Origin of the sequence: Segatella copri, from assembly GCF_024330485.1 — a bacterium.
GTDB classification, from domain to species: domain Bacteria; phylum Bacteroidota; class Bacteroidia; order Bacteroidales; family Bacteroidaceae; genus Prevotella; species Prevotella copri_L.
In genome coordinates, this window is the sequence record NZ_JANDWX010000007.1 from 71,832 (window position 1) to 84,081 (window position 12,250).

General features: G+C 48.2%; 8 protein-coding genes. All 8 read right to left on the reverse strand.

Annotated features, from left to right (window positions below; genetic code table 11):
• Positions 1-34: 34 nt before the first annotated feature.
• From NNC77_RS06175 to NNC77_RS06210, 8 genes are read right to left on the reverse strand one after another with little or no spacing between them, the layout of a single operon-like run.
• The gene (locus NNC77_RS06175; protein WP_182429215.1) at positions 35-517 is read right to left on the reverse strand and encodes a lipocalin family protein; all 483 of its coding nucleotides are present in this window, start codon (positions 515-517) and stop codon (positions 35-37) included.
• 47 nt (positions 518-564) lie between these two features.
• The gene (locus NNC77_RS06180) at positions 565-1,302 is read right to left on the reverse strand and encodes a DUF1573 domain-containing protein (protein WP_118079895.1); all 738 of its coding nucleotides are present in this window, start codon (positions 1,300-1,302) and stop codon (positions 565-567) included.
• An 11-nt stretch (positions 1,303-1,313) separates the two neighbouring features.
• Positions 1,314-3,407: a subtilase family N-terminal domain-containing protein gene (locus NNC77_RS06185; RefSeq protein WP_254970236.1), complete on the reverse strand. Its 2,094-nt coding sequence runs from the start codon at positions 3,405-3,407 to the stop codon at positions 1,314-1,316.
• A gap of 31 nt (positions 3,408-3,438) precedes the next feature.
• Complete coding sequence (locus NNC77_RS06190; RefSeq protein ID WP_254970235.1) at positions 3,439-5,490, reverse strand: BACON domain-containing protein; 2,052 nt, start codon at positions 5,488-5,490, stop codon at positions 3,439-3,441.
• A gap of 21 nt (positions 5,491-5,511) precedes the next feature.
• The gene (locus tag NNC77_RS06195) at positions 5,512-8,196 is read right to left on the reverse strand and encodes a DUF4458 domain-containing protein (RefSeq protein WP_254970234.1); all 2,685 of its coding nucleotides are present in this window, start codon (positions 8,194-8,196) and stop codon (positions 5,512-5,514) included.
• A complete protein-coding gene (locus tag NNC77_RS06200) occupies positions 8,196-9,779 on the reverse strand; it encodes a DUF5003 domain-containing protein (RefSeq protein WP_254970233.1) in 1,584 nt (527 codons plus the stop codon). The genes NNC77_RS06195 and NNC77_RS06200 overlap by 1 nt, the downstream gene beginning before the upstream one ends.
• A gap of 18 nt (positions 9,780-9,797) precedes the next feature.
• Complete coding sequence (locus tag NNC77_RS06205; protein WP_254970232.1) at positions 9,798-10,700, reverse strand: DUF4984 domain-containing protein; 903 nt, start codon at positions 10,698-10,700, stop codon at positions 9,798-9,800.
• Between the two features lie 15 nt (positions 10,701-10,715).
• Positions 10,716-12,242 carry a RagB/SusD family nutrient uptake outer membrane protein gene (locus NNC77_RS06210; RefSeq protein ID WP_254970231.1) on the reverse strand — a complete coding sequence of 509 codons (1,527 nt, stop codon included), beginning with the start codon at positions 12,240-12,242 and terminating at the stop codon, positions 10,716-10,718.
• Positions 12,243-12,250 lie beyond the last annotated feature (8 nt).

Here is a 12,250-nt window from a genome sequence, read left to right on the forward strand (position 1 = left end):
ATCCGCAGAATTTGCAGATAATTCGCTCTTTTTTTTATTCTTCAGTGAGATCTTTACAATCCTTGAGTATCTTAGCAGGAACCTCATTGCAACGCTTGTAGCGGCAGATGTCGGTAACATCGTTCTTGGCGGTCCATATCATGGAACCCGATGCCAGGAGGCGGGTTACGAGATAACTCTGGTTCCAGTCGCCCTTACCGTTATCATAGCTTCCGCTGATGATGTAACCCTGGTATGGATCGTTCTCGATAGCGAACGAACCGGTGATATGGCGACCATACATACTGTCAAACTTCTGATACATCTCGAAAGTCTGGTCCTTGCGGTTGAAAACGATGTAGCAGTATGTGCCCTCAGCAAGAGGTTCACCGTTCCACTCAGCCAACTCCCATGTGCCATGAAGATTGGCAGGTGTAACTTCCAGAGAACGCTCCTCCGGTTCCTCATCATCGCTGCTGCAGGCTGCAAAGCCGCAGGCAAACAAAGCAATCACCAGGAGGGTGAAGAGTTTTTTCAAATATTTCATTGTCTTGGTATTTTTTTCTTTTTTACTTTTTTTCCCTTTTACCTTTTTAACTTTACAACGACCTGTATCGTTCTGTCAGACGGACGGGCATCCAAGCCCTCCAGAATAACAGGGAAGGTGAAAGATTCGGGCATCGTAGCCGGAATCTTATCGGCTATGATGGTGATGACGAGGTCAGCCTCATCACCCGGTTCTATCACCTCAGGCTCTGTCGTAAGACGGGCATAAGGAGGAAGAAGGAGGCTGGATATACGGAGCGGCTTGTCGCCGCTGTTTCCGCAAAGGATGCGTGCCTCAGGCTCTGTGCCCGGCTTTACCTCTGTGATACTTGCCTTCGCCTGTTTCAGTCTGAGTGCGCCCATCTTGTGCGGATAGCGTGCCCACTGGTCAGCACCCGGCAGCACCTTTCCCGTTAAGGCAAGCTTAACGGCAGGCTGTCCCTCTACCTCTTTCAGATAGAGATAAGCACCCGTATTGATGGTGCCCGGATAGCGGTTAGGCGTGAAGGTGAGCTGCACCTGACAGGTATCGCCAGGCTTCATCACATCGCCCTTGACATAAGAACTGGTACATCCACAGGTGGTTCTCACCTGTGTGATGTGCAGTATCTTCTTGCTCACATTCTTACCCACGAAGGTGAAGGTGCGAGGCGCATCGTCCTCGGTCATCGTACCCGCATCGATAAGCGGATGCTCAAACTTCAGCAGTTCCTTCTGCGCATTCACCGTAACAGGCAAAGCCAGGAAGAAAAGCGATAGGAAAGCAAATATCTTCATATTACATCCAATTACATCCAACCATTGTTACCGGCACTCTTTCTAACGGTCACAACTACGGTCTGGCAGGTACCATCGGCAGCTGTTACGGTGAGCGATGTGCTTCCGGCAGCGAGTCCCTTCACGGTGAGCGTCTTGCCATCTACCGAAGCAGAAGCTACGTTGCCATTCACTACTGAGCAAGAGAAGCCCTCTGTCTGACCTGCGAAATATGCAGCGAGGTTGAGAGAAACAGTCTTCTCGATGCCCACATACACGTTAGGCAACTTCATATCAGAACTGAGTTCCTTGTTCTTGATTTTATTCAAGAGCTGAGCTGCATCAATCAGACCAGCACCCATCTTGCCGATGTACTTAGAGAGCTGTACAATCTCTGGCGAAGCACCTACGGTAGTATGGTTCATGTAGTAGGTCTTGGTTGCACCATTTCCGTAATGGCTATCCAGTTCCTTCACAGATTTCTTCATCAGGGCTACGAAGTCGGCAGCACGATAATGACGGTTCGTCTTGGCAGCATAAGCGAGACCCAAGGCAGCTACACCCGAAACGTGAGGACAAGCCATAGAGGTTCCCTCCATGTAGCCGTAAGCAGGCTGACCGTTCTTGATCATCGTAGAGAGCACAGCACCTTTCTGCTCGGTTGTCGTCTCTGCCCAGTATTCATCTTCCTGCTCGCCAATCTTGCTGTAATATTCCAAGTCGCCACCAGGAGCACTCAGGGTTACGAGCGAACCGAAATCGGTATAGCAGGCTGGAGTAAAGTCGGCAGCTACTGAAGATACGCAGACGCACTTAGAGTAAGCACCTGGGAAAGCAGGATTGCCAGCATACTCGTTACCGGCTGCGAAGACTGGAATACCGCCGTCGATGACACCATTAGGCGAACCGGCATTGTTGATGAAGTAATCCAAAGCCTCCTTCTCCAGCGGATAGGTCTCAGCCCATTCCTTCTCGGTAGCAGGGCCAGGAGTATAACCATTGATGATGCTAGACTCTGAAGAGTTGTAACCCCAACTGCACTGCAGGATGACTGCACCATTATCGGCAGCATATTTGATGGCTCTCGCCTCGCCTGCCAAGGTTACACTGTTCTGACCGGAGAATACCTGGCAAGACATAATCTTGACACCAGAGTTAGGAGTTCCGTCACCACCGGCTATACCACAAACACCTTTACCATTATTATTTACGGCTGCAATGGTACCAGCTACGTGAGTACCATGACCGGAGTCATTGGCATCAGTCCAGGTAATATCGCCGCTCTCTGTAACGAAGTTGTAGCCATGGAGGTCGCCCTCATAACCGTTTCCGTCGCCGTCAGTCTGGGCACCCTGAACACTTTCGCCCGGGTTGCACCACATGTTGGCTGCCAGATCAGGGTGCGTATACATCACGCCCTCATCAAGAATAGCCACGATGATAGAAGGATCGCCTGTGCAGGTTTTCCATGCCTCAAGTGCATTCACGTCACATCCTGCCTTAGCACCCACGTGATTATTGTTGAGGTTCTCAAAATCATAGTTGCCCTCGCCCAGGTTACGGTAATGCCACTGGCTGGCAAAGCCTGGGTCGTTTGGCTCGCCCTCGGCTGCTGCTGCGCGGGTAGACTTCTGCTGAAGTGCCTTATCGCTGAGATAGATGCGCTTGCTGTCGGTATTGTAAGCACGCTTGATGCGGCCATTGGTCTGAACCTTTGAGATTTCACCCAACTGCTTCAGTCGCTCGGCAGCCACCTTCAGGTCGGTGCCCTTGCTGAACTTCACGGTGTACCAGAGGTGGAGTCCCGCCTCACGGGTTCTTGCCTCAGTATTTGCATCTACCGGGAAGACACGCTCGAAGCTGTAGCTTCCCAGGATGTCGAGCACCTCGTCGGTAGAAGGAATACCCGAACGGGTAGCCTTTCCTGAGCGAGTCTTGCTCAGTTGTGCCTGGTCGAGGATATCGCTCATTTCCGGACTGAACTTAATCAGCAACTCACCCGCCTCAGCATCTGCAGGGATGGTGATTTCTGAATTGCCGTCAGAAGAGCCGATGGTTGACAGGCTGTCAGAACAGCCCGTCAATGCCAATGCGACCATTGCTATATAGAAAAACTTTTTCTTCATTGTTTGCTTCTATATTGTTTTTATGTTTATCTTACTTTTTCTTAGTTCTCCTGTACTTAGCCATCAGCGCAGCTTCATCAATATCACCTGCTGCCACGTATTTGCGGTAGTAGAGCGGATAAGCTACACCTGGAACCTCCCACTTGCTGCCTGGGTCGCTGGTTCCGTAATAGTAGTCGTAGCTGTAGCTGTCTTCTGTCATATTAGAGAAACCAACGGCAGCGCCATCGCTATTTTTACCCTTAGGCTGCTGGTTGAAGATCATCGTTGGTGCATTCCATTCTACCAGGTGTGGATGGAAGAGAATCCAGTTTGGCACCTTTCCTGTAAAGAAGTTCAGGTTGAGTGACAACTGACGGCAGTTTGGCAATACACGTGGCACCTGGAGAGGATAAACATCCTCACTAACTACAGAACCATCCTTGTGTTTGCAGGTTACAGGATTACTCTTGCCTGAGAGCAACCACTTGCAGGTATCGCCTACCAGCTTGTCGAGATAATCTTTCTTGTTGGTAGAGAAGTCAGACTTGCTGTATCGGGTAGCCTTGCCGGCAGCCTCCAATGCCTCAGTCATCTCATCATCGGTAGGAAGTTCACCCTCCAGGAAGCAGTAAGACAACTCGAGTGTATTCAACTTATCCCATGTCAGGAGTTTGAGAAGCGCCTGACGGTCTGCGGTTCCGGCATTTACCTTACCATACAGTCCAATAGGATAGTTATTATAAACATAGACGCCTGATGCATTCATTTCGCCCAGCGAAGCGATGTTGATGACAACATCCGTACGGCGCTGTGCATAGAGGACGAGGTTACGCAACTTAGGGAAGTTCTTCTCGTTGACGATATTGGTGATATCCGACAACTTGTTGAAGTTGTTACTTACCAGGTTGAGCGATTCAAGACTCTTGCCCAGTTTAACAAAGTTAGCAGGCAACTGAGTCAGACCATAAGCCTGAACGGTAAGATTCTTCAGATACTTCAGCGAGCAGATTTCATCACCGAGCTTCACCTCACGAATCTGGTTGTTCTCGTTGGCAGCAACAGAGAATGACTCCAGGAACTTGAGATTACCCACTTCCTTAGGAAGAGTTTCGCCACTCTTGAGGTTGAACATGCTGAACTTGACAGAACGTACACGTCCTAAAGCCTCAGGATGAGTCTTCACGAAATCATCAGTAGCTTCCCAGAGCGTTACGCCGCTCCAGTTGCGCATGTTATCGCTGGAATCGAAGGTAGCAATGCTACCCAGTTTCTGATTGATCATGATGACAGAGAGAGAGTCACCGGCACGGTTGTCCTCAATCTTAGGTGCTGCCTTCTGACGAACGGTCAGGATGACATCATCTATAGGTTTGCCATCTGCATCTACCAGCTGGTCTTCAGCCTTGACTGGCACGAGATGAACCTTAGCCACACGAACGGCAGGAACCACGTTCATCGCCCAGCGGAACTTGAACTTCACGCTGCGAGGACGGTACTTTCTGTCCAGCACGATACCCAGGTTAGTACCTTTCAGCTTATCTTCATCCTTGCTGTTCAGGAGCCAGCCCTCACGCTCGCTCTCGTTCTCTGCTTTCTCAGCATCGGTCAAATCACCCTCGAAAGAATACTCAATCTTACCAATCTTGCATTCTACATTGGCAGAAATCAAACTCTCGAAAGCACGTTTATCGTATGATTCAGAATTTTCGATTTCTACAGTTGGTTCCTTGATGTCAATCTGCTTACCATAACCAAACTGTTTTACGGAAACGGTGCGGCGCTGACCGTTATCGCCGATAAAGACGATATCGGTAGTACGGCGTCCGTTCATCAGAGTAGAGTCAACTACCACAGTTGCAGTAGTAGAACCCACGCCATTGGCAGGAGTGAGCATCAGCCAAGGCTCATCCACGTTAGCCACCCAATTCTGTGAGGCAGCAATGGCAAGCTGTTCGCTACCGCCCTCAGCTGCTATTTCAATCTGCTCCTTGTCGATGGCGAGTCCGCCTGGGATATCTACATCATCGCTATCGCTGCAGGATGCAGTCATCAGACCTGCACCCAGAACGAGGAGCCATGTAAGTTTCTTAATATATTTCATATTATCTTACTTTCTATTCGTTTAATTTTCGAGATCCAAAGCATCGCAACCGCGGATGTCCTGATTCTTGTCGTAGAACAGCTTATACATACCTGCCTTGATGTATGCGCAGACGCTGGTTACATCGATAGAGATGTTAGGGTTGTCTGCGATATTCAGGATATAAAGGTGAGAGGTCAGTGTCTCTTCTACCTTACGGATATCGTTGGAACCAATCTGGAACTGGATCAGGCTCGGACAGGTTGTGATTCCTGTAGGCCATGTACGCAGGCAACGCTGGTCGGTATTCTCATCACGCTGGTGGTTGATGGCAAAGGCACGGAGCACGGCACTGTTCAACGGCTGGGTTGGCACCTCGGTGAAGCAGTTGTAGCTCAAGTCCATATTGGTAATGTATGGCAATGTGGTTGAGCGGAAGTCATCAGAGAGGGATGTCAACCTGTTGAATCGGAGGTCGATGACCTGCAGCAGATAAGCCTTCTTACCCTTGATGGAACCCTTAGGGATAGTACGCATCTGGTTGGCGCTCAAATCGATGGTTGTGATTGGCGAACCGGCTGTAAACAACTCAGAAGGGAACTTCTCTATCTTATTGTTTGACAGACTGACTGAAGCTGCATTAATACCCTTGTAGGTACCATGATCATTATCTACACCTGTAATCTCGTTGTAAGAGAAGTCTACAGAACCCATCTCGCGAACAGAACTTGCATCGAAGATATTCGGAATCTTCTTCAGTTTGTTGTGGGCGAAGGTCAGACTCTCTACATCATCTGTAAAGGCACAGAGATTAGCAGGAACCTCCTCAATCTGGTTGTTGTTCAGATAGAGTGAAGAAAGCGCTACCTCAGAACCGAACGGATGCAACTTCTTGATGTTGTTGTAAGCCAGGTCGAGCAGACCGAGGTTCACCATCTTTTTCAATGCAGAATACTCAGGGAACTCCTCCAGGTTGTTGTAGCTCATATAGAGAATCTGGAGTGTCTTACCGGTCTTCTCGTTAGCCAGACGGGTCCAGTCGTTTCTCAACTGGTTGGCTGAGATTCCCTTGCATCGTGCCAGGTTCATCGCCTGCAATTTAGGGAGATTATAGTAGAAGTCTGGAATGCGACTGATCTTCGGACAGTTGTAAAGCTCGATATCGGTCAGGTTTTCCATCTTGTCCCAATCCTCATTCTTAAACTCCTTCGCAAACTTACCATAAACAGGATCATCAGCATTGTAGAACTTCGCACAAACCTCATCGGATGTGATAGAAGAGTTACCGATATAGAACTGCTGCAACTTAGTCAGACGGTAGATGGCCTTAGATACACCTTTAATCTTGTTGGTCAATGTACCGATCTGCGCATCCTTCAGGTTGATGCGGCTGTCCTTCTTGATTCTGTTCTTCGGTGCCACCTTAGGATCAGAGTTGTAGCTTTTTACAATCATCTCCGACATGTTGGCACGTGGGTCATACTTCAGGAACTTGTTCTCATAGTCGTGACGCATGCTGCTCTTCTTTGCTGCAGTCAGACTGTTTGCATCATAATCATTGAAGATGTTGGCACCAATCTTCTCATCGTGAGAACCGAGGTTGAGCACCTGGAGTTCTGTCAGCTGTCCGATGGCATCAGGTACGATTCCCTTTGCACCGAAACCGGCGATGATAAGACCGATGACACGGCCGTTGCTGTTGAGGGTTACGCCCGGCTGGTCGCCCCACATATCGAGTTCCTTGTTGAAGTTCCAGTTAGCTCCCTTGAAGGTAGCATCGCCATAGAAGCTCCACTCCTTACCCTGGAGAGATTCCCAGATAGCCTTCAAAGCCTCATAGTCCTTGATATACTCCTTTGTCTTGGAAAGGAGGATAGGCACCTGCGCTTTATCATTGAGCTGATTGTCCTCTATAACGAAAGCCTCGCCCTTTACAGGCTGAGTCTCATACTTGGTCTTCATCGCACCTGTCTTGCCGTAGGTGGTATATGAGGTAACCTGATAAGTACCGGCAGGCAGCCATACGGTAGAATCGCAGTAAGCTGTACCTGTGTCCATATACTTATCGTTCTCATTGTCAGGATTCTGATGCTCTACGCTAGACTCCTTATATTTCACCTTCAGTTCAGGGAAGGTATAGGTTTCACGGGTAAAGAGGTTGGTTACGCTGACGTCAACGAGACGGATGTTAGAGAAGAGATACTCTGTACCACCGGCACGGGTCTTCTCCCACTCCTTCACGAGATTGAACTTCACCTTACCACGCTCCACAGTCTCCACCATGAGGTTCTGTACTTCCAGACCGCCACCTACTACAGTGAATGTTTCGCCGGCAGAAGAAGCCAGCAACTCCTCGTCTACAGCATCATAGAGATAGAAACCGATGACGGTGTAAGTACCCGAAGCGAGTTGCAGTTTTTCACTTCTCAGACCATACTCAGCATTCTCTGAATTATAAGAATTGAGCACCAGTGTCTGAGACACAGTTGTACCGTTGTGCTCCATGACCACCTTGATTTTCTTGGCATCATCCAGTTTCTCAAGTTTGTCAAGGGCAGCTGCACGGGTAGCTCTTGAAGAAACCTTCTTGCTGAGCTTGAACTGCACATATCCGTATGTGCCGTCCCAACCCTCGGTCTCATCATCCGAGCAACTTGTTGCTGCAAAGGTCAGGAGAGAGACCAAGAGCAACAAGAGTGCCTTTGAAAATATTTTCATTCTGTTCATTACTTTCTAATTTTTCTGATAGAAGTATATTTCTTACTCATTCCCTCACCAGGAGATTCAACAACAAGAACCTTTACAGGAGTTCCGTTGTCCTTGAATACCATAAACATTGGAGTAGTAGCAGGAACATTTACGAAGAATACCCAGTTATTATTCTCATCCATACTAGGCTCTGCATAAACATCATTTCCGTTGCTATCCATAACTGTAAGATAGCCTGTCTCCATCATAGTGGTAGGATCCCAATCCTTGATATTAGGATTAATAGTAAGAGAACTTCCTACTTCTGACTGAGCGACATATATTTCGTCACCATTGTAGCCAAATGCTTCTGATATGATAGAACCATACATTGATTTATCCTTCTTGCACTCTACTGGCAAGTAGTTCATCTTCAAGATTGTAGGCGCTGCAGACTGATCATCAGCAGAAGAGTTGGCCTCCTTCTGTACAACATCCATCAGGAAGTAGCGGTCGTAATCGCTCTTCACGTTTGTGAAGTCGTTCTCAAGCATTTCATCGAGACCGTTCTCAAAAGTTGCGTAAACGCTCTGTGGCAATGCATAGACCAGGAACTCACGGCTTCCGCTGCTCAAGGCATCAATAGTGAGCTTAACGTCACCCTTCTCACCCTGCAACTTCACAGCACCGGATGTTTCCTCGCGCAGACCATCTTCCTTTTTATCGAAGACTACCAGCTGGTAAGCATCACCCAAAGTCTTGAGGGTGAAAGGAACGAAGTTGTAGAAGGTAAAATTGTTGGTATCACCACCATTCAAGCTAGAACCATTCTGAGTGAACACCTTACCATCGAGAGATACATTCCATACTGCCCACTGTGAAGAGGTTGGATAAGTAACATCCATGGTGCTGGTGGTCATACCATTATAGATGACAGGTATGGTTACAGCAGCCTTGCCATCCTCAGAAGTAAAGGTGATGGTGTAGTTGCCGTCCTTAGCGATGGCATACTTAGCACTTACGCCCTGATCCTCCTTGAAGGAAACACCGCCTACAACTTCCTTGTTAGGTGTACCTACCAGGAAGCCGCCTTCCAAGTCTACCCAAGCAGGAGTATTGGTAACAGCAAAACGGAAGTTTGACTTTACAGTAAACTTGTTGTATACATTGTAACCTACAGTGATACCTGTCTCGGTGATATCATTGCCATCCGCATCGTAAACCGTCAGTATATGGTCGGCAGCCGAACGCTTAACCTCAGCGATGGCAACCTTCTGACCACCCATATTCAGGAAGAGCTGAGCCACGCTCATATCATCGCTGGCATCATCAGCAGTAATCTTAACCTTGATGGTCTGCTTGCCTGCAGTACCATTGAGTACGAAGGCGTCTGTTTTCTCGCCCTGCACCAGTTTACACCAGATTTTGTCTGAAGAAAGGCTCCAGCTCTCGTTGGCATCGAAGGTGAAGTCCAACTCAGCGCCAGCTGCACCGCCGATAGTCTGTACCTGTGGGAACACAGGAGTTACGGCATCGTCGTCATCGCTGGAACAAGCTGTGAACAGAGTCACTGATACCAGCGCCATCAATACGAGCCAATATTTTGAAATCAATGTTTTCATTTTCTTTTTATTCTACGATTAATATCCTTGTTCTTTCAATTTCTCTGCCTCTGCATCGCTGATCCATTCATACATGGTGATGAAGGTTCCTACGTTGCCGAAGGTTGAACCATCCTTGTTGTCAACACTCATGTTGACATACTGCAATACATAGTTCTGGCAGGTGTTATAATAAGAGGTATAGAGAGAAGGCTGGCTGATGCGCAACTTGCCGTCTCCATAGATGGTACCGAACGCCTCACCGGTTTCACCGGCTATCTGGTCGTCCATCTCTACCTTTGGCTCAAGCATGTTCTTGGTATTGAACTTCAACTTCAGGTTGTAGCCCTTATAGTAAACATCCTTCAGCAGAACGGTATTCTCCTCGCCTTCCACCACCTCGGTCTTGATCAGACGGTTGGTTACGTTGTTCAGATACTTGCTGTAGAAGGTAGATGTTACCATGCACCAGCCTGAGAAGTTGTGGATATCGAAAGGACAAGACTTCTGCATTACCACGTGGGCATAGTCCTTATAGAGATCTGTCCAGTTATACTTCTCCGGAATCACCAGTTTCAGGGTGAAGCCGAGCGAGTCTGTCTTGCCGATGTTATCATAGATACCCTGAACCTTCACATTTCCTACCATCTCGCCCGCCTTGATTGTAACGGTGTTGTTGAGGATGCGGTAATGCTTACCCTCGATGGCATTGCTCTGCTTGTCTACTACCTCCACGCCGAAGGTGCGGTCGTAGTCAGCTTTTTCGGTTGCAGATACAGGCACATTAAAAACCTCATTGCTTTCCTGTACAGCATACTGATAGAGCGTATCAGAGAACATGATATGACTTGGACCAGTATAAGTGGTATAATCCTGTGAACAACTCACAAGAGCGATGAGTGCAGCTACGGCTGCCAAACATCCCATCATTATTTTCTTCATGATCGTCTCCTTATTTTATTTGTTACTTTCATTAGGCTGAATCTCAGAACCTGGTGCCTCAAGCTCATGCTGAGGAATTGGCCAGACAAAGAGAGGGTCATCCTTTTCAACCTTCAGACTGCTCTGCACGAAGTTGGCAGCAGGCTGGTCGGCAGCCTTACGCTCAAATCCCTTGTGCCAGCGCTTGAGGTCGTTCAGACGGAAGCCTTCCATATAGAGTTCCTTCACGCGCTCTGCCTCGATTATCTTCATGGCGTTGCTCTCGCTCATCGAGGTGTTACCACCATATGAAGAGTAGCGGGCTGTACGCAAGGTAGAGATGTCCTTACCTGCCTTAGCGTAGTCCTTCTTCATGGCGTAAGCCTCAGCACGTATCAGATACTGCTCTGAGAGACGGAACACCATTGGCTGGTGAACATGCAGGATATTGTTGTTCAGGAATTCCGCATCGCCGAAATACTTGCTCAGCAAAGGCCACTGCAAACCGTGCTCATAACCGGTGGTACGGGTTGTAAAGATGGCTGCAGCACGGAGGTCATTGCTGTCGAATGAGTTGATGACCCATGTCTCAGGCACATAGTCTGGACGATAAGTTACGTAGTTGTAGTTATCGAAGATGGTACCCAGAGCGCCGCCATAACTGTTCACGGTAAAGCCTACCTTCCAGATAGCCTCACGCGAATCACCATAGGTCCAGATATACTTATAATCGTTCACCTGGTTTGAATAGGTGTTGGAAGAAGCCTTCTCCAATGTATAATACTTACTGCCGATTACCTTAGATGCATACTTGATGGCATCATCATACTTGTGCATATATAAGGATACGCGCGCACGCAAGGCATGACAGGTATACTCGTTGAAGTAAATCTCATTGTAGAGACTTCCAGTGAAGTCTTCGTCTTCCTTCAGATACTCAGCAGCCTTGTCAAGGTCTCTCAATACGAATTCGTATGATTCCTTCAGACTGGCTCTCTTCTGTGGCTCATTGCCGTAATAGTGCTCTGTAAGTACCACGCCGAGTTCCTTCTCTGCCTGCTCATCGCTATCGTAAGCCTTGCAGAAGCACTTGATCAACTCAGAGTAAGCCAGGGCACGTGCGAAGTAAGCCTCGCCCTGATACTGCTCCAACTTGTCGAGCTCCTTATCACTGTTGGTGTTTGCCTTTACCTTATCTACATTATCGAGCAGGAAGTTGGCATTGTTGATAACACCATAAAGCGCACCATATACCGACTCGATATCGGTGTTGGTAGCCTTGATATCTTTCCAACGGTAGATATCGCCATAGGCATTAGAGTAGCCCTTCACGCAGTACACGAAGTCTGCCTGCAGATCTGGCAGGATTGTCAGATTGCCCGAATAGAGGGCGCTGCTCTTGAAACTGTCGTAGATACCGTACACCAGCTTGTCCATGTCGCCCACCGTGTTGATAGCCTGGTCCATGCGGATAGAATCCTCAGGATACTTATCAAGACAGGAAGACATCGAGAGGGCTAGGATTCCCGACAGGATGTATGTCTTTATATTTTTGATGTTCATTTTTTTCT

What these genes read in the sequence shown, in the direction of transcription:
- NNC77_RS06180 (WP_118079895.1), bottom strand. Translation starts at nt 1,302, where the DNA reads ATGAAGATATTTGCTTTCCTATCGCTTTTCTTCCTGGCTTTGCCTGTT.
- NNC77_RS06185 (WP_254970236.1), bottom strand. Translation starts at nt 3,407, where the DNA reads ATGAAGAAAAAGTTTTTCTATATAGCAATGGTCGCATTGGCATTGACG.
- NNC77_RS06190 (WP_254970235.1), bottom strand. Translation starts at nt 5,490, where the DNA reads ATGAAATATATTAAGAAACTTACATGGCTCCTCGTTCTGGGTGCAGGT.
- NNC77_RS06195 (WP_254970234.1), bottom strand. Translation starts at nt 8,196, where the DNA reads ATGAACAGAATGAAAATATTTTCAAAGGCACTCTTGTTGCTCTTGGTC.
- NNC77_RS06200 (WP_254970233.1), bottom strand. Translation starts at nt 9,779, where the DNA reads ATGAAAACATTGATTTCAAAATATTGGCTCGTATTGATGGCGCTGGTA.
- NNC77_RS06205 (WP_254970232.1), bottom strand. Translation starts at nt 10,700, where the DNA reads ATGAAGAAAATAATGATGGGATGTTTGGCAGCCGTAGCTGCACTCATC.
- NNC77_RS06210 (WP_254970231.1), bottom strand. Translation starts at nt 12,242, where the DNA reads ATGAACATCAAAAATATAAAGACATACATCCTGTCGGGAATCCTAGCC.